Here is a 21,037-nt window from a genome sequence, read left to right as displayed (position 1 = left end):
GTTCTCGGAATGCCTGGGGCTCGGGTCTGTTATCCTGGGGCCGAGATGAAGAAGGTCCTCGCTTGTGCCGCGCTCGCGGTGGCGGCTCTGCCTGCGTGCTCGAAGACGTACATTCCGAACACCGACGTCGAGGATACGAGCGCCAATCGGAAGGTCGTGGCGTACTGCGAGGAGTACCGGCACGCGGTCGAGGACAAGGACGTCGGACGCCTCCTCGTGATGGCGAGCCCCCGCTACTACGAAGACGGCGGCAACACGAACCCCGAGGACGACATCGACTACGACGGCCTCAAGGACTACCTCACCTCGACGTTCGTGAAGACGCAGACGATCCGGTACGAGATCCGGTATCGCAAGGTCACCGTGAGCGAGAACAAGCGCGTCTTCGTCGAGTACACGTACTCCGCGAGCTACCGCATCCCCGGCCTCAAGGGCGAGGAGTGGAAGCACACCGTCGCGGACAATCGGCTCGAGCTCATTCCTGAAGGGGAGAGCTACAAGATCCTCGCGGGAATGTGAGCCGGGAATGTGAGCTTCGTCCTCGCCCACGTCTCGGACCTCCACGTCTCCGAGTTCGGCGATACGTTCCACGACCGGCTCCGCATCGTGAAGCGGAGCGCGAACGTCGTCGCCGTCGATCCCAAGCGCTACGAGACCGTGTGGGAAGAGGCGGGCTGGCGCGTCGTCCACGAGCGCGGGAAACGCCGCGCCAAGATCGCGCTCGTCGATCCCGAGAGCTACGCCCACCCGATCCCTTCCGTGAAAGAAGGGAAAGGGCTCCTCGATCCGATCGAGCGCGCGGCGGCGAAGGCCTGTCGCCTCGAAGCGCGGAAGGCGGCGGTGCTCGCGGAGCACCTCCCGAGCCCCGGCGCGCTCCGCGTCCTCTTCGAGGGGACGCCGCGCAACTCGAACCTGCGGCTCTTGCGCGCGGCGGCGGCGATCGAGGAGGCGGGCGCCGACGCGGTGTGCATCACCGGCGACCTCACCGACGACGGCGTGGGGTACGAGCTGATCGAAGCGGCGTTCGCGCGGTGGAAGGACAAGGGGATGCTCTTCGCCATTCCCGGCAACCACGACCTTTATCTGTTTCCGATGCGCGGCAGCGGGCGGCCCAAGCCCACCCACGCCACGAAGCGCGCGGCGTGGAACGCGTTCGCCGCGCGCCTCGGCCTCGAGCTGCACGCGACAGGCGCGTGGGTCCGGCACCTCCCCCAGGCGAACACCGTCCTCGTCGGCCTCGACTCGTGCGCGCGGCCGCAGCGGCGCTTCTATCGCCACAACGGCGGGCTCGGACAGGCGCAGCTCGAGTACCTCCGCGAGCTCGGTCGCTCGCCGGAGTGGAAGGGCGCGCGCCACCGCATCGCGCTGCTCCACCATCACGTCGTGCCGCTCCCGCACGGCGTCGGGCGGCGCGCGCCGAGCGAGATCGGCATGCGCCTCGACGACGCGCGATCCGCGGCCGAGGTCTTCGACGAGGTCGGCATCACCGCGGTGATGCACGGTCACCGCCACGTGAGCGAGCAGCGGCAGCCCGCGGGCAGCAACTTCAAGATCCTCGCGTCGCCTTCGCTCACGCTCGGGTGCCGGAGCGGCGACGAGCCTTCGTTCTGGCGCGTCGAGCTCGACGGCCGAATGCACGCCGAGCGCGTCCGCGTCCCGGTCGAGGCGATGGACCAGGACGAAGACCCGACCGAGCTCGGCGCGCTGATGGAAGGCGCGCTCGAGATCACGCGGGAGATCACGATCGACGTCGAGGACGACGAAGAAGACGACGACGAGTGAGCGTGACGGGGAGCGACGCTACTGCGGGGTCGCGTCGGGATCGCCGAAGGTCGGGAGCGTGTCGGGCTCGGCGTCCGCCGCCGCGTCGGCGTCGCTCGGCGCGAGGAAGGCGCACTCGGGGTACCGCTGCGGCTCCGCGACGATGCCGCAGTCGCCGTTGATGATCGCGTTCACGCACGCGTCGACGATCTGGGGGCCCGGATCGCGCGCGAGCGCGAGGCCGTGGAGGCACTGATCGTCGTAGTAGCGAATGCACGCCGCGACGTCGGCCTCCGCCGAGTCGCCGTTGTGGACCGGACGGCGGAGCGGGATGTTGCACGCGGGCGCGCTCTCGCAGCGGACCTTCTCGATCTTCTGGCAGGACTCGACGCCGACCGGATCGGTGCCGCACGCCGGGGTGAAGGCGAGCGCGACGCCGAACGCCGCCGCGGCGAGCGCGACGAGGGCGGTCCGGCGGAGAGAGAGCATCCCCCGCATGTACTAGGTCGGCCGCGCCCTGGTCAAAAAACCGTCAGACGCGCGGACGCGGCTCGTCAGTTGGGCGGAGCTTGCGACCGGAGGAGACCCGATGAGGACGGAGACACACGCGGTGCTCGAGGCAGCGGACGGAACGAAGGTGCCCCTCGTCGGCGTGGAGGTGCGCGCCGAGGTCGTCGCCGGCTACGCGTGCGCGACGGTGCGCCAGCGGTACAAGAACGGCGAGGCGCACGCGATCGAGGCGACGTACACGTTCCCGCTGCCGAGCAAGAGCGTCGTCACCGGCTTCGCGATGACGTGCGCGGGGCGCCGTCTCGAGGGCATGGTTCAAGAGAAGGGAGACGCGTTCCGCCGGTACGACGAGGCGGTCGCGGCGGGGCACGGCGGCGCGCTCCTTGAGCAGGCGCGGCCGAACGTGTGGAGCGCGGCGATCGGGAACCTGCTCCCCGGCGAGGAGACCACGATCGAGGTGCAGTACGTCGAGCCGCTCCTCGCCGACGAGGGCGCGGTGAGGTGGTCGATCCCGACCCTCGTCGCGCCGCGCTACGTCGCGGCGAGCGTCGTCGACGCGGAGCGCGTCTCTCCGCCGATCGGCGCCGCGACGTACGGGCTCGACCTCGAGGTCACGTTCGACCTCGGCGCCGAGGTCGACGTCGAGAGCCCGTCGCACGCGATCGAGACGGTGAACGACGGCGGCAAGACGCGCGCGCGGCTCCGCCAGGCCGACGTCGCGCTCGATCGCGACGTCGTGATCTACGCGTCGGCGAAGAAGAGCGCGGACGCGGCGGCGCCGATCGCGAGCTCGGTCTGCCACCGCGAGCGCGGCGAGACGGGGACGCTCGCGGTGATGCTCGTGCCCGATCTCGGGGCCTCGAAGGAGGCGCCGCGGGCGCGTCAGCTCGTGTTCGTGATCGATCGCTCCGGCTCGATGGGCGGCGCCGCGATGGCGGAGGCGCGCACGGCGCTCAGGCTCTGCCTCCGCCAGCTGCGGGAGGGCGATCGCTTCAACGTGCTCGCGTTCGACACCGCGATCGAGCCGTTCGCGAACGAGCTCGTGCCGTACGGTCCGGCGACGCTCGCGAAGGTCGACGCGTGGATCGGAGGGATCGACGCGCGCGGAGGGACGGAGCTGCTCGCGCCGATGCTCGAGGCGGCGCGGCTCGCGCCCGACGGGGTCATCGTGCTCCTCACCGACGGAGAGGTCGCGAACGAGGCGGAGATCTCCGACGCGTTCATGGCGGCGCGCGGCAGCGCTCGCGTGTACTCGTTCGGGATCGGGAGCAACGTCTCCGACGCGCTCCTCACCGATCTCGCCGACCGCACCGCCGGCGCGGTGGAGCACATCCATCCGGGGGAGCGCATCGACGAGAAGGTCGTCGCGCAGTTCGCGCGCGCGACGGCGGCGCGCGTCACCGATCTCCGGATCAAGGCGCGCGGGATCGAGCTCGGCGAGATCGCGCCGGCGGAGGGACGTGTCCTCGTCGACGGCGAGCCGTGCGCCTTCTTCGCGCGCTACGAGCAATCGGGACGCGGCGCGATCGAGATCCGAGGGCTGCGTGACGGCGAGCCGTTCTACGTCGAGGTCCTCGTCGATCTCGAGCACGAGACGGAGCGGCCCGCGATCGAGAAGCTCTGGGCGCAGGCGCGGATCCGCGATCTCGAGCGCGCGAACGTCGGCGGCCGTCGCGCCGAGACGATGAAGGAGCGCATCGTGACGCTCGCGCAGACGTACGGCGTCTCGTCGAAGTACACGTCGTTCGTCGTCGTGGAGAAGCGGACCGGCGACCGCCGCATGAACGCGCAGCCGGAGACGCGCGTCGTCCCCGTCGCGCCGCCGGCGGGCTGGGCGACGTCGCGGAGCAGGCACACCGGCGGCGTCACGCGCGGGACGTTGATGTCGCCGCGCCCGGCCGCGGGGATGCCGAGCCCGATGAGCGCCCGCGCGCGGCGGGCCGCGCCTCCGCCGCCGCGATCGTTCGCGATGAGCGCGCCTCCGGCCGCGTCGCGGAGCATGATCATGCCGGCGCGCTCGGCGCCGGCGTACCCGCCGCCGTGCCCGGCGCCGACGTACGAGGCCGACGAGGTCGCCGCCGCTCCGCCGTCGTCGAGCGATCCGGTGCTCGGGATCCTCTCGCGGCAGGCCGCGTCGGGGCTCTGGGAGTCGCCGGGGCGCGATCCGGTCGACGTCACCGTCGAGGCGATGCTCCAGCTCGTGCGGCTCGGGCTCTCGAGCCGCCACATGATCCACGGCGCCCAGATCAAGAAGGCGATCGACGCGCTCCTCGCGCGCATCACCGCGAACCGCGCGACCGACGTGAAGCTGCGCGAGCTCGCGCTCGGAGTCGCGTGGCTCCTCGCGACGGGGAAGCGGACGCGGAGCGAGATCGAGCTCGCGGCGAAGGGCTCGGCGCTGGAGGTCACCTTCGGCAGCGAGCCCGCGGTGCGGGCGCACGTCGAACGCCTCGCCGCCGCGTAGTACGCGCGCGGCGTGGGCAGCGATCCCGTGGTGCGCGCGCAGGCGCTCGACGTCGCCGCCGCGTAGTACGCTCGCGGCGTGACGTCCGACGCGATGGAGCGAGCGAGGCGCGCGCTCGAGGAGGGCCGCGACGACGACCTGCACGCCGCGCTCGCCGCCGCGTGGCGGGAGCGGCGTGCGCCGGTCCTCGCGCGCCTCGCCGAGCTCGCGCACGCGCGCTCGCCGGCGCCGTTCCGTGCGCGCCTCGACGCGCTCGCCGCGCCGCGCGTCGCGGTGACGCTCGAGCGCTTCGCGGCGCTGGCGGACGCGGACGAGCCGCTCCTCGCGAGCTGGATCCTTCGCGCGCTCGAGTCGCCGCCGTTCACGGGCCCGTCGTCGCGTCCGCTCCTCGAGGCGCTCGTCGAGGCCGCGTCGCGGCTGCGCGATCCGCGCCTCGTCGATCGCGCCGACGCGATCGCGCGGGTGTGGGAGCTGCGCGTGACGCCGAAGCCGGCGCGCGTCGCGCTCACGAAGCGGCTCCGCGAGGTCGCGCAGGCGATCGCGGCGGAGCCGCCGCGCGCGGCGACGGAGGAGGAGGCTCGGATCGAGGCCGCGATCGCGAAGGGCCTCGGCGGCGCCGCGAAGGAGGCGCGCGCGCTCGCGGACCTCTACGCCGACGTCTACGCGAACCCGGCGGAGGACGCGCCGCGGCTCGTCCTCGCCGACGCGCTGCTGGAGCGGGGCGATCCGCGCGGCGAGCTCATCATGCTCCAGTTCGCGCGGCGCGACGGGACGCTCGGGCCGGAGGGGGCACTCCGCGAGAAGGAGCTCCTGAAGAAGCACGGGAAGGAGTGGCTCGGTCCGCTCGCGCCCGTCGTCTCGTGGGGGAAGGGCTACGCGCAGAGCACCTTCGAGCGAGGTTTCCTCGCCGACGCGGACATCATCCTCTCGGTGGGGAAGAAGCTCGCGCTCGTCCTCGAGGAGCCCTCGTGGGGCGTGGTCGAGCGCCTCCTCGGATCGTGGCGCGAGGACGTGCTCGACGGCGTGCCGACGCTCCTCTTGCACGCGCCGCTGAACGCGCTCCGCGAGGTGGAGCTCCCTGCGCGCGGCGTGAAGCGCCTCGCCGAGCGCGGTCGTGTCTTCGCGAGGGTCCGGCGGCTCGAGGTCGACACCGCGGTCGAGTCGTGGTCCGACGTCGCGCAGGTGTTCCCCGCGCTCGAGACGCTCGTCGTGATGTCGCCGCGAGGCCCGAGCGTCGAGCTGGTCGCGCGCGTCCTCGCCGGCGCGCGCGTACGTCGCGTCGTGTTCGATCGCTGGTTTTTGCATCCGAGTCAGCCATACGAGCCAGCCGCGTCGATCGACGAGCTCGTGCGCGCGGCGGCGAAGCTGAGCGCGACGGCGCCGGAGGTCGCCCTCGTGCCGGTCTGGTCGCGCATGCCGAAGCCGCCGTCGATCGAGCTCCGCGCGAAGGGCGGCCGCTACGAGATCATGGAAGCGGCACCGTCCCCCGAGGGGTGACGATCGCGCGGCTCACGGGCGCCGCGACGACGGCGCCGGGCCAGACGATCGCGTCGATCGCGTCGGCGCGCACGACCGCGCCGGCGCCGACGATCGAGCCGTCGATCGCGGCCGCGATCTCGGCGTCGGGCGCGGCCCACGAGCGGCGCGCGCCGAGCCACGCGCGGTTCGCGGCGGCGTACGCGGCGAGCGAGCCGACGTCGGTGAAGGGGCCGTGGGTGGTGAACGCGTCGAGGCGCTCGCCGCGGCGAAGGGCAGGGAGGTACACGTCGCCGACGACGCAGCCGCGCGGCGGGAGGAGCGCGCGCAGGGATCCGCTGACGACGTGGATACCGGTGAAGTCGGCGCCGGAGCTCTCCGCGCCGAACGACTCGCCGCGGAGGCGGACGACGCGGCCTTCGTCGTCGAGGCCGACGTTGCCTTCGCGCGCGGGGCGCGGCACGACCGCGAGGGTCGCGGCGTGGCGGTGCGCGGCGAAGAGCGCGGCGAGGTCCGGCGTCGCGAGGATGTCGCCGTTCCACACGAGGACGTCGCCGTCGCCGAGGAGGTCGCGCGCCTGCGCGATGCCGCCGGCGGTGCCGAGGAGCTCCGGCTCTTCCGACACCGCGACGTCTTCGCGCGCGGCCCAGGCGCGGAGGTCTTCGGGGCGATGGTGGACGTTCACGACGACGCGCGCGACCCCGGCGGCGCGGATGCGCGCCGTGACGTGCGCGACCGCGGGTCGATCCCCGATCGGCACCATCGGCTTCGCGAGCCACTCGGTCAGCGGACGAAGCCGCGTGCCGAGCCCCGCGCAGAGGATCATCGCGCGCACGCGCCCTCCGGGACGGCGAGGGAGGCGCGCGTCATTCGCGGTACATCTCGATGCCGGGGGCGTCGCCGCCGACGATCGCGAGGCCGTTCGCGGGGGCGCGGACGAGGCGCGCGCCGCGGCGCGGGTTCTTGAGCGGGACCTCGCGGAGCTCGCCGGGGGACGCGCGGTACACGTGCGTCGCGCCCGCGGCGTCGTCGCCGACGACGAGCGCGGCGTCGGGGGCGAGGTCCGCCGCGTCGGCGCGGACGAGCGGGATCGCGCCGGACCACGCCACCGGCGCGCACGCGGTCGTGCACGTGAGATCGAGCACGCGCGCGGGGCCGCCGTCGCCGCCGGCGACGAGGACGTGCGTCCCGTCGAGCGCGGTCGCGGCGCAGCGCTCGATCGGATCGGGCGGGAAGGGGAGCGGCGTCGCGAGCGTGGCGCCGGGGGCGAGGACCTCGGCGCCGCTCGCGGCCGCATCGCCGCCGTACACGACGAGGCCGCGGCCCTCGACGTACACGGCGCACGCGCCCTCGCGCGGCGCGACGAGGCTCGCGAAGGTGAGCACGCCGGCGGCGTCGACGAGGAGCACGCGCGCGGAGGGGCCGCCGTCGCCGATGCGCGTCGCGCCGACGACGATCTGCGCGCCGCCCGGCACGCCGACCCGCGCGCCGCCGGCGACCTCGGCGAAGCTCCCGTTCGCGGGGGCCGGGATCGCCTGCGTGTAGCCGCTCGTGAGGTCGAAGCTCGACGCGCCTTCTTCGTCGATGAGGAGCGCGCTCGACGCGAACGACGCGAGCGACTTCGCGGGGCGCGGGAGCGTGGGCCTCCCGCTCAGCGTGCGGAGCTGGAGCAGATCGTAGAGGAAGGTGCTCGTCCCGTTCGTCGCGAGGATGAAGCGACCCTCGACCATGACCGGCATCGCGACCGCGGCCGCGGGCGGGCCGTTCGGGACGCGCGCGAGCTCGCCGGTGCGCTGCGCGAAGACCTGGAGCGACTGCGCCTCGAGCGCGCCCCACTGGACGAGGAGCGACTCGCCCTTCACGAGCGCCTTGCCGTCGGCGCCGAGGCCCGTGATCGCGATCCCGCCGATGTCGGATCGCTTCAGGTCGCCGAGGTCGACGGTCGCGGTCGGGAGGGGCGTGCGCGAGTGCTCCTTCTTCGAGCCGTCGATCGCGACGGTCTCGGTGAGGAGCGTCACCGGCGCGGGGTCGCGCGTGAAGACGTCGGTCTCTTCGCCGGTGACGATCGAGACGGTGCCGTCGTCCTCGCCGCACGCGCCGAACGCGAGCGCGACGACGAGAAAGCCGAGCCGTGGGGTTCCGCGCATGCCGAGCACTACTTACCGTAAGTCGCGGTAAAGTTGGCCGCCTTCGCACGTGCGAGATAGCCGGGAGATAGAGCGTATGAGCCTCGTGGACCGCGTCAGGACTTCGATCGAGAGCGCCCTCGGGCGCTTCCTCTCGAGCGAGCAGCTCGCCGCAGCGGCGGGCGGCTCGTGGACGGTCGAGCGTCCGAAGCGCGCCGAGCACGGTGACTACGCCACCAACGTGGCGATGGTGCTGACGAAGAAGGTCGGCATGCCGCCGCGCGCGATCGCGGAGGGGCTCGCGAAGGCGCTCGCGGTCGACCCCGTCGTGAAGAGCGTCGAGATCGCGGGCCCCGGCTTCGTGAACCTGCGCGTGCACCCGCACGCCGTGCACGAGGAGCTCGCGACCATCCTCGCGCAGGGCTCCGCCTACGGGCGCGCCCCCGCGAAGAGCAAGGAGCGCATCGACGTCGAGTTCGTGAGCGCGAACCCGACCGGCCCGATCACGGTCGCGGCCGCGCGCAACGGCATCTACGGCGACGCGGTGGCGGAGCTCCTCGAGCTCACCGGCAACGCGGTCACGCGCGAGTACTACCTGAACGACTTCGGTAACCAGATCAAGGCGTTCGCCGAGAGCGTCCGCCTCGCGCACGAGAAGAAGGAGCGCGGCGAGGGCCACTACCAGGGCGCGTACATCGACGAGATCGCGCGCTACCTCGAGACGCGCGCCGTCGATCCGTTCGCGGCCGACGACGTCGAGCTCGCGCGCACGTGCATCACGACGATGATCCACGGCATCCCCGGCTCGAAGATGCTGCCCGGGATCCGGCGCACGCTCCACGATCTCGGGATCGACTTCGACGTCTGGTTCAGCGAGGAGTCGCTCCACCGCTGGGGCGCCGTCGACGTCGCGATCGAGCGCCTGCGCAAGGACGGCTACCTCGTCGAAAAGGACGGCGCGACCTTCTTCGTGACGAAGGAAGCTCAGACCGAAGCCGCGAGAGAGCCCGCGAACGCGGCCGCCACAGCGGTTGCGAAGCAACCCCCGTCTTCGGGGGCCGTGTCCGCGGGCGGGGGTGTCGGGGGCGAAGCCCCTGACCAAAAAAGAGACAAAGATCGCGTCGTCAAGAAGAGCGACGGGAACTGGACCTACTTCGCGAGCGACATCGCCTACCACTCGGACAAGCTCTCGCGCGGGTACGACCGCGTGATCGACGTGCTCGGCGCCGACCATCACGGGTACATCCCGCGGATGCGGAACGTGCTCGACGCGCTCGGGCTCCCGCAGTCGAAGTTCGAGATCCTCATCTACCAGCTCGTCAACATCCTCCGTAACGGCGAAACGGTTAAATCGAGCAAACGCGCTGGTAACGTCATTACCGCAGACGAGGTGATGGACGAGATCGACGAGGCGGCGGCGCGCGAGGGCGCGGGCCGCGACGCGCTCCGCTTCTTCTTCCTCTCGCGCAGCGCGAACACCACCGTCGACTTCGACCTCGAGATCGCGAAGAGCAAGTCGCTCGACAACCCGGTCTTCTACGTCCAGTACGGCCACGCGCGGCTCTCCTCGATCCTCAAGAAGGCCGAGGCGATCGGCGGCTTCACCGGCGCGCCCTCGGACGTGGCCGCGTGGGCGAAGCTCGATCACCCCGACGAGCTCGCGATCGCGATGCACCTCGCGCGCTGGCCCGAGGTCCTCGCCGAGGCCGCCGCGCTGCGCGAGCCGCACCGCGTGGTGTTCTACGTGCAGGAGCTCGCGCGCGACTTCCAGAGCTACTTCACGCGCATGAAGACCGACCCGGTGCTCCCGAAGGACTCCACGCGCGCGGAGCCCGACTGGCAGAAGACCTGGGACATGGAGAAGACGAACGCCCGCCTCGGCTGGATCCGCGCCATCCGCGCCGTCTACGCCAACGCCCTCGGCGCGATCGGCGTCTCCGCCCCCGACCGCATGGACCTCCCCACCACCACGAACCAAGACGATGAGGCGACCGCATAGGTTGCAGTAAACCCCGGGGCCCCAATGCCCGAAGAGCGGCGCCCGCGGCGCCGGTCGATGGGTTGGGGCGGGGTTTGGGGCAGAGCCCCAAGGAGCCAAGAATGAAGGAGCAGCAGGGCACCGTGAGGAACCTCGAGCAGATCCAGGAGAGCGACGGCGCTCCCTCCACCCCGCGTGGGGTCACGATCTTGCTCGTCGCGCTCGGCGCCGGCTGCATCGTCTTCGCGGCGCTCGCGCTGGGCGGCAAGCGCGGCGGTTCGTCGGCGCAGAAGGTGGATCCGCTCGGCGACCTCGTCACGCAGCAGCAGAAGGTCGGCACCACGACGACCACGTCGGCGAAGGCGACCGATCTCTCGTCGCACGACGTGACGTTCCCCGGCATCCTCAGCGACGAGAGCTCACCGACGACGGCGCTCGCGGCGGTGAAGGGTGGGTCGAGGGGAGCGGCCTCCGCCGTATCGCCGCCGATCCCGGAGCCGGGGGTGGAGGCAGCGCCGCCGCCGCCGACCGATCGCCTCTCCGTGGTGCCGCTTCCGGCGCAGAACGTGCTCGAGGCGTCGCCGGTCGTGACGCGTCCGCGCGACTCGATGACGAAGGCCGCGAACGACGCGGCGCAGATCGCGTCGGCGGCTCAGCCGTCCGCGCCGCCGGGCAAGGAGGGCGGATACCAGCTCCAGGTGAGCTCGTTCCGCACGCAGAGCGAGGCGGACTCGTTTGCGGCTCAGCTTCGCGCGCGCGGCCACAAGGCGTACGTCCTCGAGGCCCACGTGCCCAACCGTGGAACGTGGTACCGCGTGCGCATCGGCCCCTTCCCGAGCCAACACGCCGCCGCGAGCTACCGCGTCGGCTTCGAAGGCCGCGAGCACGTCGTCCCCTTCATCGTCCACCCCACCGGCAAAACCGCAACCGACCACTGATCCAGCTCAGCCCTCACGAAAGCGCGAGAGCCACAAGAGCCCACGAGCCCCCAACCAAAGCGAGCACGCGGCAGAAAACGCGTCTTCGCGTTTTCTGCATCGTGCGAGCGGGGTGCAGGGGGCGAAGCCCCCTGCGTTGAAGATGCGCATACGCGTTCGATGTGGCAGGCTAGTGGGTGAAGATGCCGCTCTGGGCTTACGCGTTGGGGATGGCGGCGGTGGCGCCGTTCGCGGCGCGTGCTCTTGCGACGACGTTCGAGAAGAGCGCGCGTGCGAAGAGTCGACGCATTGTCGAAGGTGCATCGAGACACGACAATGCTCGTCGGAGTGATTAGGGAGAACGCATGGCACGTCTGTTCGGGTTGATCGGTAATCGCGCTGACCTCGCCGGGCGTGTGCTCGCGAGCGAGTCGGACGCGCTCGCCGTGGAGTCCCGCGGGGAGCAGATCGGCTGGGGCGTCGGCTTCTACCAGGGCGGCGAGGTGCTCATGCGCCGCCGCCCGATCGACGACCGCGCCCGCATCGACATGGCGAAGGCGGCGGGGGACGTGCGCGCCGACCTCCTCGTCGCCCACGCGCGGAACGCGACCATCGGCTCGCTCCGCACCGAGAACACGCATCCGTTCCGGTACCGGCAGTGGCTCTTCGCGCAGACGGGGACGCTCCCGTCGTTCGAGGCCATCCGTGAGCGCCTCTCCGCGAGCGTCCCGCAGTTCCTCCGCTCTTCCATCCGCGGCGAGACCGACGCGGAGATCCTCTTCTACGTGTTCCTCTCCTTCCTGCACGACGCGGGCCGCCTCACCGACGCGGTGACGCCCGCCGCGCACGTGCGTGACGCGCTGCGTTCGTGCGTCGCGGTGGTGGACGGGCTCGCGGCCGAGGTCGGCGGTGAGCCCGGGCAGGTGAACCTCCTCTGCTCCGACGGCGAGTCGCTCTTCGCGCTCCATCGCGGCGCCGAGATGGCGTACCGCGTCTTCGCGGGGAAGGCGGAGGCGGAGGCGCTCATCGGCGACGACCTCGGGCTGCGCCGCAAGACCCCCGAGCTCGCGCAGATGCACTTCACGCTCCTCGCGGCGGACTTCGACGACGAGTTCTCGATCGCCGCCTCGAGCCCCACCGCACAGTCTCGGTGGAAGAGCGTCGGCGAACGTGCGATCGTGACCGTCGAACGTGGTCAGGACCCGCACGTCGAGAACCTCTAGCGTCGCCGTCGCCGTCCTCGCGTTCGTCGCGGGGTGCGGGGGCAGCTCGTGGGACACGGCGACGGAGATGCCGAAAGCTCCGCGCCGTCCCGACGGCGTCGCGGTCGAGCCGCCGCCCGCGCTGCCGAGCGCGGCGGACCACGCGCCCGCGAAGGGCGTCGTCGCGCTGCGCGAGCCGCTCGCGGACAAGGACGTCGAGGACGTCGTCCGCGCGTACATCCGCGCCTTCGAGCGCGAGGACGAGCAGTCGCTCGTGCAGCTCCTCACCGCGGACGCGGTCCCGCTCGGCCGCCCCGGCGCGACGAAGCAGCAGCTCGTCGAGATGTGGCGCACGCGGATGAAGAGCTACGAGTACCAGCGGCTCGCGGGGACGGAGGTGGCGCGCCTCTCCGAGATCGAGCGGCACACGTACGAGACGCTCGGCGGCGGCGCGATCACGCGACCGAACGAGATGCGCGCCGGCGACCTCTACATCCGCGTACCGATCGCGACGCCGCGGCTCGGCTCCGAGCAGCTCTTCGGCGACTTCCTCGTCCTCTTGCTCCGCCGCGAAGACGGCCGCCTCAAGATCGCGGGGCAGACGGACGAGAACGGGAGCTGATCCCTCAGCCGATCCGGCACCAGCTCGTGACGGTGAGGGTCCAGCCCGTCGTCGCGGAGGTGCGCGCGAGGCGGCCGACGACGCGATAGCGGCCGACCGGCCGCCGGCTGAACGGGCGGCAGTAGGGGCTGCAGTCGTCGCCGCCGCACTCGATGCCGTCGCCGCTCAAGCGAACGACCTCGTCGCCGCTCTCGTTCCGGAGCTCGTAGTGCCCGAAGCACCGGTTTTCGCAGCACTCGAAGCTGCACGCGAGCTGGTTGCACGCGAGCATCGCGCGCGGCGTGCCCTCGATCGCGACGCGCGCCGGCGGGCTCGGCATGTCGTCCTTCAGGTCCGCGAGCGAGAACGTCGTCGCCTCTTCGCACGCGCCGGTGGTCTGCTCGACGTCGTCCGGATGCGGCTCGATCGTGGGCCCGATCGAGCAGGCCACGACGAGGAGCACCGCGCTGGAGGTGCAGACGAAGCGAGCGAGCACGCGGCCACGCTAGCGGCGACCGCGCGCGGCGTCACCTCTTCGCGCGCGCCGCGACCGCGATCATGACGCCGGCGGCGATGAGGCCGGCCGCGCCGAGGGCGGAGGCGCCGAGCTGCTCTCCGCCGAGCGCGGAGCCGAGGAGCACCGCGACGAGCGGGTTCACGTACGCGTGGCTCATCGAGAGCGCGGGCGGCGCGTTGCGGAGGAGCCACGCGTACGCGGTGAACCCGACGAGCGAGCCGAGGACGACGAGGTAGAGCCACGCGAGCGCGGCGGAGGCGTCGAGCGTCGGCGGCATGTGCTCCCCGCTCGCGGCGCTGATCGCGAGCATGATCGCGCCGCCGCAGATCATCTGCGGAGCGGCGACGGCGAGGCCGCCGGCCTGCGGGCCGCGCGCGCGGACGAGGAGCGAGCCGAGCGCGAAGCCGACCGGCGCGAAGAGGAGCACGAGCCCGCGCGGACCCGCCGACCAGAGCGTCGAGCCGCCGGCGAGGACGACGACGCCGGCGAGCCCGAGCGCCATGCCGGCGATCTCCGCGCGGGAAGGGCGCTCGCCGCGCGCGGCGCGGAACGCGGAGGCGAAGAGCGGCGTCGTCGCCGCGACGACCGCCGCGACGCTCGAGGCGATCGACTGCTCCGCGACCGCGACGAGCCCGTTGCCGACGACGAAGAGGAGCGCTCCCGTCGGGAGGGCGAGGAGCCAGTCGCGGCGCGACGGGAGCACCTCGCCGCGGAGCCGCGCGACGCCGAGCGCGAGGAGCCCGGCGGAGACGAAGCGCGTCCCCGCCATCCCCCACGGCGGGAGCGACGCGACCGCGACGCGCATCACGAGGTAGGTCGAGCCCCAGATCGCGTAGACGACGGCGAGCGCCGCGAGGAGGCGCGGATCGAGCCGCGGTCGAAGGGTCGGGAGGGAGACCGCGGCGTTCATGGGCCACCAGCGTGACGCGCGCCGGCCGACCAGCACAGATGTACCGAGCGCGTTGCATGACGGGTACAGATAGGATCTGTCCTCCTCGCGCGCGGTCGCATCTGTGCTGGTCGTTGCCAACAGCGACCAGTACACTTCGAGCCATGCTCCTCTACGAGCGCATCGCCGACGAGCTCATGAGCCAGGTCGCGCGCGGCGTGCTCCGCCCCGGCGACCGCCTGCCGAGCGTGCGGCGCCTCAGCGAGGAGCGCGGGATCTCGATCGCGACGGTGCTGTCGGCGTACTCGATGCTCGAGGGGCAAGGCATCACCGAGTCGCGGCCGAAGTCGGGGCACTTCGTGCGGGCGCGCAACGTGCCCGACTGCCCCGTGCCGGCGCCCCCGCGGCGCGCGCCGTCGCCGGCGAAGGTGTCGACGCCGCCCGACGCCGACGACCTCATCCGCGCGATGAGCCGCGATCGCGGGCTCGTCCCGCTCGGGACCGCGTTCGTCGCGCCGGAGCTGCTCCCGCTGAAGAGGCTCAACGCGCTGCTCGCCGCGGTCGCGCGCGAGGGCGGCGGACCCGGCGGCGCCTACGAGGACGTGCGCGGTCAGAAGCAGCTCCGCCGCCAGCTCGCGCGGCGCGCGGTGAGCTGGGGCGGTCAGCTCGGCGAGGACGACTTCGTGACGACGCTCGGCGCGACGGAGGCGCTCTCGCTCGCGCTCGGCGCGGTCACGAAGCCCGGCGACGTGATCGCGGTCGAGTCGCCGGCGTACTTCGGCCTGCTGCGCCTCGCCGAGTACCACGGGCTCCGCGCGATCGAGATCCCGACCGATCCCGAGACCGGGCTCGACCTCGACGCGCTCGAGGACGCGATCCGCGCCGGCCCCGTCCGCGCGGTGCTGGCGACGCCGAGCTTCCAGAACCCGCTCGGCTCGCGGATGCCGGCGGAGAGCAAGGAGCGCCTCGTGAAGATGCTCGCGCGCCGCGACGTCCCCCTCGTCGAGGACGACGTCTACGGCGATCTCGCCTTCGACGGATCGCGCCCGCGCCCGGCGAAGGCCTTCGACAATCGCGGCAACGTGCTCTTGTGCGGCTCCTTCTCGAAGACGCTCGCGCCCGGCTACCGCGTCGGATGGATCGCGCCGGGGCGCTTCCAGGAGGCGATCGAGCGGCGGAAGTTCGCCCACGTCGTCGCGTCGCCGTCGCCGACGCAGATGGCGATCGCCGAGTACCTCGGCGAAGGCGGTTACGAGCGCCATCTCCGCCGGCTCCGTCGCGTCGTCGCGGCGCAGTCGGAGCGCTACCGCGCCGCGATCGCGGAGGCGTTCCCCGCCGGCACGCGCGTGTCGCGACCGCAAGGCGGCTTCGTGCTGTGGGTCGAGCTCGCGACCGGCTTCGACGCGAACGCGCTGTTCGAGCGCGCGCTCCAGCGCGGGATCGCGGTCGCGCCGGGCTCCATCTTCTCCGCGCGCCGCCGCTTCGGTCACTGCCTCCGCATCAGCACCGGCCACCCGTGGTCGCCGCGGATCGAGCGCGCGATCGCGACGCTCGGCGAGCTCGTTCAGCGGTAGGCGCCGAGGTCGATGTTGTACTTCTTCAGCCAGCGGTGGATCTGCATCCGCTCCTTGCCGAGCTCGCGCCCGACCGCGGCGACGTTGCCGCGATGACGATGCAAGAGCTCGCGGAGCTCCTGCTCCGACGGCGATCCGCGCCGCGCGCCGGGCACGAACGGCGGCGGCGGGATCGAGACCCCCATCGGCGGGGGCGGCCCCGTGGGATGCACCATCATCGGCGGCGGCAGGTTCGACGGGTGAATCGTCGGGTGGGTGGTGCCTTGCTGGCGCTCGCCGTAGCCCTTCATGTGCTCGGTGATCGCGTCGGGGAGGTGGACCGTGTCGAGGACCTGCGCGTCGGTGAGGGCGACGCCGCGCTTGATGCAGCTCTCGAGCTCGCGGACGTTGAACGGCCAGTCGTAGTGCAGGAGCGCGACGATGAACGAGAACGTGAAGCCGAGCTGCGGGCGGCCGTACTTCGCGGCGAAGCTCCGCGAGAGGAGGTAGATGTCCTCCTTCCGCTCGCGGAGCGGCGGCACGCGCACGACGTGCTCGTTGAGGCGCGCGAGCAGGTCGCCGCGGAACTTCCCCTCGCGCGCGTACTCGTAGAGGTCGCGGTGCGTCGCGCACACCACGCGGATGTCGACGCGCTCCGGCGTCGTCGCGCCGAGCGGGAAGACCTCGCGGAGCTGCAGCACGCGGAGGAGCTTCGCCTGCGCCTCGAGCGGCATGTCGCCGATCTCGTCGAGGAAGAGCGTGCCTTGATCGGCGAGCTTGATGAGGCCCGGCTTGTCGCGGTCCGCGCCGGAGAACGCGCCGCGGCGGTAGCCGAAGAGCTCGCTCTCGAGCAACGTGTGCGGGATCGCGGCGCAGTTGATCGCCTGGAACGAGCCGCGGCGGCCCGACAGGCGATGGATGCCGCGCGCGATGACCTCCTTGCCGGTGCCGGTCTCGCCGAGGATGACGGCGGAGAGCTCCTTCGGCGCGATCTTCTCGATGTCGGCCGCGATCGCGTCCATCCGCGCGCCGCCGACGAGCTCGGTGAAGAGCTGCGCGCGGCGCATGCCGGCGACGCGGCCGTCGATGCGGTAAGGGACGAAGCGCTCCGCGCCCATCTCGACGAACTTGAAGATCGCGTCGCCGGTGCGGATCTCGTGGTTCGGCTCGAGCTCGACCTCGGTGATGTACTGGCCGTCCGCCATCGTGCCGTTGCGGCTCTGGAGGTCCTGGAGGAACCAGCGCTCGCGGATGCCGGCGCGGTCCGGGCGCGAGAAGATGCGCGCGTGCTGGCGGCTCACCGCCTGCTCGGGGACGCAGATCAGGTTCGCGGCGTCGCGCCCGATCGTGAGCTCGGGCGACGAGAAGACGTAGGCGGGGGAGAGCTGCTCGAAGTTCGGCGCGTAGAGGAGGACGAGGCCGGAGCGCTCCTTCGGCTCGGGGTGCTGGTCCTTCGCGTCGTCGCCGTAGCTGGACGATACGCCGGTATGGAACCTGCTGTTCATCCGGCGCTCAGGCTATCACTCGTACCGGTCGGCATCGACGTCGAGGCGCTCGCAGAGAGACGCGAGCACCTCGTCGGTGCGGCGCTCGAGGTCGGCGAGGGAGCCCGTGTTCTCTATTACGTAATCCGCCGTCGCGATCTTCTCTGCGAGCGGCATCTGCGCGGCGATGCGGGCGCGCGCCTCTTCTTCCGTGAGGCCGTCGCGTTGCACGATGCGTGCGAGCTGCACCGCCTCGGGGGCCGCGACGACGACGAGCGGACGGAACGCGTCCGCGACGCCGTTCTCGACGATGAGCGCGGCCTCGTACGCGACGAGCGCCTCCCCTTCGTCGCGGTACGCCTTCGACGCGGCGAACGTGAGGAGCGTCACCTGCGGATGCACGATCGCGTTGAGCGCCTTCCGCTTCTCTTCGTCGCCGAACACGATCGCACCGAGCTTCTTGCGATCGAGCGATCCGTCGGGGAGGAGGACCTCGGCGCCGAAGCGCTTCACGATCGCCGCGAGCCCGTCCGTGCCGGGCGCGACCGCGTCGCGCGCCAGCTTGTCCGCGTCGATGACGGGCACGCCGCGCTCCCGTAGCCGCGCCGCGACGGCGCTCTTGCCCGAGGCGATCCCGCCCGTCAGCCCGAAGAGATGCACCGCGCCATCCTACCTGCGCCGGCGTTCCAGACGGGTGTCGCTTCGGTGCCTCCGCGATCCATGTGGCATCGAAATTCCGCGCACTTGCGATGTAGGTGGGTGTGGCACGGCCGCTGCTTCAAGGGGGCCTATGACCCTCGCGTTGCGCCTCGGGAGCCTTGCCGTCGTCGCCGTCCTCGCCGCGTGCGCGCCTGGCTCGGAGGACGACGCCGACGGTGCCGAGCAGCACGCGACCGGTAGCGAAGCGCCGAAGCTCTGCGCCGCGGTGCGCGGCAACGGCGAGTACGTCGTCACGCACTTCGCGTCGCTCGCGCGCATCGTCGAGCACTACGGCGTCATCGACGGGATCGCGGGCGGCTCGTCGGGATCGCTCTCGACGTTCGTCTACGACAGCATCCGCGCCAACGACGCGATCGGCGGCGATCCCGCGCGCGTCGCGCTCGCGCTGAAGAGCCTCCAGGGCTACGGCGAGGCGCTCGCGTCGTCGGAGGAGGCGACCGAGATCGGGCAGCTCGCCGGCACGGTCGGGCGCTTGAAGGCGGAGCTCGACAAGCGCGGGATCCGCGCGCTGATCTCCACCGACACGGCGCGGGCGGCGTCGGAGCTGAAGGCGGTCCTCTCGATCCCGGAGGTGAGGACGCTCGTGAACCCGGACGCGTTCAATCGCCTCTCCGACGTCACGAACCTCCGCTACACGGTGACGGAGATCTACACCTCGATCGCGACGCTCGGCGCGTTCTCGGTCGACGACAACCGCCTCTTCTTCCGTCCCGGCGTGCTCTCGTGGGACGGCCTCTCCGATCTCTTCGGTCGCGTGGGCGACTTCTACGCCGGCGTGAACGGCGCCGACACCGCCGCGCAGTCGAGGTGGCTCGACGCGTGCGCGACGACGACGGCGGGCAGGTCGTGGGAGGACATCTCCGCCACGTCGTGCGGCGAGGACTTCCGCACGATCGTCGCGACGTACCGCGCCCAGGTCCGGGCCGCGAACAAGCCGTCGGTGCGCCTCGCGCAGACGATCGGCGCGACGCCGCGCCTGCACAAGCTCGTCGCGACGAGCGTGCTCGAAGGCGCCGCGGTCGAGGCGTACGAGGACGCGGACAAGGTCTATCGCGCGGGCACGGTCGCGACCGGCAGCATCCCGTTCGAGCCGAGCTTCGCCGACGTCAAGTTCGGCTACTGGGGCTCCGCCGCCGACTACGCCGCGGTGTCGAAGGCGAGCGCGTACGCCGACGACCTGAAGACGACGAAGATCACGTCGCTCGGCGACAAGACGTGGAAGGAGATCCTCACCGCGTCGCCTGCGGAGCCCGGCCTCTCGCGCTTCGTGAAGCTCCCGGACGGCCGTTACTCCGCGGGCGGCTGGAGCGATCTCGCGCCGGTCCTCGTGCTCAAGCGCATGGGCTGCGACCGCGTCGTGTACGTCACGCGCGAAGGCGACGAGTCGGGCTTCGCGACGAAGATCGCGGCGCACCTCGGGATGAACGAGGGCGAGTGGTCCTCGCTCTACGATCTCTCGAACCCGAAGAGCAGCTTCACGCGTTCGCTCGACGAGGCCGACGGCGTGTGGTGCACGAACTGGAACTCGTTCACGAGCTTCCAGCAGAGGGAGCTCGCCGCCGACTCGTGGCAAGCCCCGCTCGAGACGCACGCCGGCTGGACGGGGATCGCAGAGCGCTCGAGCTACCCGAACGTGACCGCGCGCGCGAACAAGCCGGGCTGCACGCCGGGCGTGGCGGGCGCCGCAACGTATCCGCAGCTCTGATCAGGGCCCCGCGTCGGCGCACGGGTTCGTCTGGCTGTCGGGCGAGGGCGGGCCGGCGGTGGTCGGGTTGCCGACGCGCTTGGCCTCGAAGCCGAGGCCGATCGAGATGCCGTCGCACGGGCGCGCCGGATCTTGCGCGCCGTCGCGCAGGATGTCGCTCGCGTTCGCGATCGCGGTCTTGATGTTGTCGAGGAGCTCGCCGGGGCAGATCGGGGTGGGGAAGCGCGAGGCGAGGGCGTCCATGCTGTCGACGAGCGCCTTCGTCTCGACCACGCCCGAGATCGTGCCGGTGGTGATCGCTTGGCTCGCGGGGTCGTGCTTGAACGAGATCGTCGCGTGATGGACCGTGATGCGGACGGTGGAGCCCGCGAGCGAGAGGAGGAGAGGGAACTCGCCGGTGCCCTTGCCGTTCACGAGCTCGCCGCGGACGACGTACGCGTTCTCGAACTTCGGCTGCGGCTCCGCGAGGTAGGGGAAGTCGTCGCCGGTGGTGAAGCTCGGGCGGATGCCGGAGTCGACGCCGCCGAACGGCGTGGTGAAGAGCACGCCGCCGCTGAGGCCGGTGTTCGTCTGCGCGGGATCGTCGACGAAGCCGGTCACCTGCACGAGGAGCGTGAAGCGGCCGTCCACCGCCGCGGCGGTGAGCGCCTTCGACGGGCTGCCGCCGGCGAGCGAGAGGAGCGGGACGATGTTGCGGCCGAACGAGTTGTCGATGCCGTCGTCGCCGTCGAGGAGCTTCTCGCGTCCGGTCTGCGCGCCCTGGCAGGTCCGTGCGAGGTCGGTCTCCGCGTTCGTGACGAGACCGTCGACGTCGTAGCCGAGCTTGCGCCACGCCTCCGGCTCGACGTTGCCGGTGCGATCGAGATCGCCGAGCGTGAAGGACGTGAGCGCGTAGGTCCGGAGCTCGGTCGAGGTCGTGGGCGCGCCCTCGGGGCCGGGCGGCTCGCCCGCGCGCCCCGACGTGCTCGGCGCGGGCGCGGGCGCGGCGTTCTTCTCCGAGCCTCCACAAGCGAACGCGACGGCGGAGAGCGCGACGGAGACGAGCGCGAACGCTCTCGTGAGCCTCATGCTCGGTTTGTACTGCGAGGCGCCGTGGCTTTCCAGCGCGCACAAAGCTTGGTAGCTCCTATCGCC

At 72.0% G+C, this 21,037-nt stretch carries 18 protein-coding genes; 10 read left to right on the top strand and 8 right to left on the bottom strand.

What is annotated here, in order from left to right:
- Positions 1–45 precede the first annotated feature (45 nt).
- Together KF837_06505 and KF837_06500 are read left to right on the top strand one after the other, a co-directional pair.
- Positions 46–519, top strand: a complete 474-nt coding sequence (locus KF837_06505; GenBank protein ID MBX3226943.1) for a hypothetical protein — start codon at positions 46–48, stop codon at positions 517–519.
- Positions 520–528: 9 nt separating this feature from the next.
- Positions 529–1,782: a metallophosphoesterase gene (locus KF837_06500; protein MBX3226942.1), complete on the top strand. Its 1,254-nt coding sequence runs from the start codon at positions 529–531 to the stop codon at positions 1,780–1,782.
- A gap of 18 nt (positions 1,783–1,800) precedes the next feature.
- On the opposite strand, the gene KF837_06495 is transcribed toward KF837_06500, so the two are convergent.
- Positions 1,801–2,250, bottom strand: a complete 450-nt coding sequence (locus KF837_06495) for a hypothetical protein (protein MBX3226941.1) — start codon at positions 2,248–2,250, stop codon at positions 1,801–1,803.
- A 100-nt stretch (positions 2,251–2,350) separates the two neighbouring features.
- Here KF837_06495 and KF837_06490 point away from each other — a divergent pair, with 100 nt between their 5' ends.
- Both KF837_06490 and KF837_06485 read left to right on the top strand, forming a co-directional pair.
- A complete protein-coding gene (locus KF837_06490) occupies positions 2,351–4,735 on the top strand; it encodes a VWA domain-containing protein (GenBank protein MBX3226940.1) in 2,385 nt (794 codons plus the stop codon).
- A 78-nt stretch (positions 4,736–4,813) separates the two neighbouring features.
- Complete coding sequence (locus tag KF837_06485; GenBank protein ID MBX3226939.1) at positions 4,814–6,232, top strand: TIGR02996 domain-containing protein; 1,419 nt, start codon at positions 4,814–4,816, stop codon at positions 6,230–6,232.
- On the opposite strand, the gene KF837_06480 is transcribed toward KF837_06485, so the two are convergent.
- Complete coding sequence (locus tag KF837_06480; protein MBX3226938.1) at positions 6,201–7,037, bottom strand: NTP transferase domain-containing protein; 837 nt, start codon at positions 7,035–7,037, stop codon at positions 6,201–6,203. The two genes, KF837_06485 and KF837_06480, sit on opposite strands and share 32 nt — an antisense overlap.
- A 40-nt stretch (positions 7,038–7,077) precedes the next feature.
- Positions 7,078–8,358, bottom strand: a complete 1,281-nt coding sequence (locus tag KF837_06475) for a hypothetical protein (protein MBX3226937.1) — start codon at positions 8,356–8,358, stop codon at positions 7,078–7,080.
- Positions 8,359–8,434: 76 nt separating this feature from the next.
- Here KF837_06475 and KF837_06470 point away from each other — a divergent pair, with 76 nt between their 5' ends.
- The 4 genes from KF837_06470 to KF837_06455 all read left to right on the top strand — a co-directional run bounded on the left by KF837_06470 (position 8,435) and on the right by KF837_06455 (position 13,056).
- The gene (locus KF837_06470; protein ID MBX3226936.1) at positions 8,435–10,336 is read left to right on the top strand and encodes an arginine--tRNA ligase; all 1,902 of its coding nucleotides are present in this window, start codon (positions 8,435–8,437) and stop codon (positions 10,334–10,336) included.
- A gap of 101 nt (positions 10,337–10,437) precedes the next feature.
- On the top strand, positions 10,438–11,253 hold the full coding sequence (locus tag KF837_06465) for an SPOR domain-containing protein (GenBank protein MBX3226935.1): 816 nt from the start codon (positions 10,438–10,440) through the stop codon (positions 11,251–11,253).
- Between the two features lie 344 nt (positions 11,254–11,597).
- Positions 11,598–12,455 carry a class II glutamine amidotransferase gene (locus tag KF837_06460; GenBank protein ID MBX3226934.1) on the top strand — a complete coding sequence of 286 codons (858 nt, stop codon included), beginning with the start codon at positions 11,598–11,600 and terminating at the stop codon, positions 12,453–12,455.
- A 67-nt stretch (positions 12,456–12,522) separates the two neighbouring features.
- Positions 12,523–13,056 (top strand): hypothetical protein, encoded by a 534-nt coding sequence (locus KF837_06455; GenBank protein ID MBX3226933.1) that lies wholly within the window; start codon positions 12,523–12,525, stop codon positions 13,054–13,056.
- Positions 13,057–13,060: 4 nt separating this feature from the next.
- On the opposite strand, the gene KF837_06450 is transcribed toward KF837_06455, so the two are convergent.
- Positions 13,061–13,531 (bottom strand): hypothetical protein, encoded by a 471-nt coding sequence (locus KF837_06450; protein ID MBX3226932.1) that lies wholly within the window; start codon positions 13,529–13,531, stop codon positions 13,061–13,063.
- Positions 13,532–13,562: 31 nt separating this feature from the next.
- Positions 13,563–14,462: an EamA family transporter gene (locus tag KF837_06445; GenBank protein ID MBX3226931.1), complete on the bottom strand. Its 900-nt coding sequence runs from the start codon at positions 14,460–14,462 to the stop codon at positions 13,563–13,565.
- Between the two features lie 143 nt (positions 14,463–14,605).
- On the opposite strand from KF837_06445, the gene KF837_06440 reads away from it, so the two are divergent.
- On the top strand, positions 14,606–16,015 hold the full coding sequence (locus tag KF837_06440) for a PLP-dependent aminotransferase family protein (protein ID MBX3226930.1): 1,410 nt from the start codon (positions 14,606–14,608) through the stop codon (positions 16,013–16,015).
- Here the strand turns inward: KF837_06440 and KF837_06435 are convergent.
- On the bottom strand, positions 16,006–17,499 hold the full coding sequence (locus KF837_06435) for a sigma 54-interacting transcriptional regulator (GenBank protein ID MBX3226929.1): 1,494 nt from the start codon (positions 17,497–17,499) through the stop codon (positions 16,006–16,008). The genes KF837_06440 and KF837_06435 overlap by 10 nt on opposite strands.
- 15 nt (positions 17,500–17,514) lie before the next feature.
- On the bottom strand, positions 17,515–18,138 hold the full coding sequence (coaE, locus tag KF837_06430) for a dephospho-CoA kinase (protein MBX3226928.1): 624 nt from the start codon (positions 18,136–18,138) through the stop codon (positions 17,515–17,517).
- Positions 18,139–18,268: 130 nt separating this feature from the next.
- Between coaE and KF837_06425 the strand changes: the two genes are divergently transcribed.
- Positions 18,269–19,903, top strand: coding sequence for a hypothetical protein (locus tag KF837_06425; GenBank protein MBX3226927.1), 1,635 nt, complete (start codon positions 18,269–18,271; stop codon positions 19,901–19,903).
- Here the strand turns inward: KF837_06425 and KF837_06420 are convergent, their stop codons facing one another.
- The gene (locus KF837_06420; GenBank protein ID MBX3226926.1) at positions 19,904–20,971 is read right to left on the bottom strand and encodes a hypothetical protein; all 1,068 of its coding nucleotides are present in this window, start codon (positions 20,969–20,971) and stop codon (positions 19,904–19,906) included.
- Positions 20,972–21,037: the final 66 nt, after the last annotated feature.

Origin of the sequence: Labilithrix sp., from assembly GCA_019637155.1 — a bacterium.
Taxonomy (GTDB): Bacteria; Myxococcota_A; Polyangia; order Polyangiales; family Polyangiaceae; genus Labilithrix.
Note: the sequence above shows the minus strand (reverse complement) of the source record. Positions and strands in the feature narration are given on the sequence as shown.

Excerpts from the sequence above, each read along its gene's own strand:
- KF837_06460 (MBX3226934.1), top strand. The coding sequence starts at position 11,598 with ATGGCACGTCTGTTCGGGTTGATCGGTAATCGCGCTGACCTCGCCGGG.
- KF837_06435 (MBX3226929.1), bottom strand. The coding sequence starts at position 17,499 with ATGAACAGCAGGTTCCATACCGGCGTATCGTCCAGCTACGGCGACGAC.
- KF837_06445 (MBX3226931.1), bottom strand. The coding sequence starts at position 14,462 with ATGAACGCCGCGGTCTCCCTCCCGACCCTTCGACCGCGGCTCGATCCG.
- KF837_06420 (MBX3226926.1), bottom strand. The coding sequence starts at position 20,971 with ATGAGGCTCACGAGAGCGTTCGCGCTCGTCTCCGTCGCGCTCTCCGCC.
- KF837_06440 (MBX3226930.1), top strand. The coding sequence starts at position 14,606 with ATGCTCCTCTACGAGCGCATCGCCGACGAGCTCATGAGCCAGGTCGCG.
- KF837_06470 (MBX3226936.1), top strand. The coding sequence starts at position 8,435 with ATGAGCCTCGTGGACCGCGTCAGGACTTCGATCGAGAGCGCCCTCGGG.
- KF837_06490 (MBX3226940.1), top strand. The coding sequence starts at position 2,351 with ATGAGGACGGAGACACACGCGGTGCTCGAGGCAGCGGACGGAACGAAG.
- KF837_06475 (MBX3226937.1), bottom strand. The coding sequence starts at position 8,358 with ATGCGCGGAACCCCACGGCTCGGCTTTCTCGTCGTCGCGCTCGCGTTC.
- KF837_06505 (MBX3226943.1), top strand. The coding sequence starts at position 46 with ATGAAGAAGGTCCTCGCTTGTGCCGCGCTCGCGGTGGCGGCTCTGCCT.
- KF837_06465 (MBX3226935.1), top strand. The coding sequence starts at position 10,438 with ATGAAGGAGCAGCAGGGCACCGTGAGGAACCTCGAGCAGATCCAGGAG.
- KF837_06480 (MBX3226938.1), bottom strand. The coding sequence starts at position 7,037 with ATGATCCTCTGCGCGGGGCTCGGCACGCGGCTTCGTCCGCTGACCGAG.
- KF837_06495 (MBX3226941.1), bottom strand. The coding sequence starts at position 2,250 with ATGCTCTCTCTCCGCCGGACCGCCCTCGTCGCGCTCGCCGCGGCGGCG.
- KF837_06425 (MBX3226927.1), top strand. The coding sequence starts at position 18,269 with ATGACCCTCGCGTTGCGCCTCGGGAGCCTTGCCGTCGTCGCCGTCCTC.
- KF837_06455 (MBX3226933.1), top strand. The coding sequence starts at position 12,523 with ATGCCGAAAGCTCCGCGCCGTCCCGACGGCGTCGCGGTCGAGCCGCCG.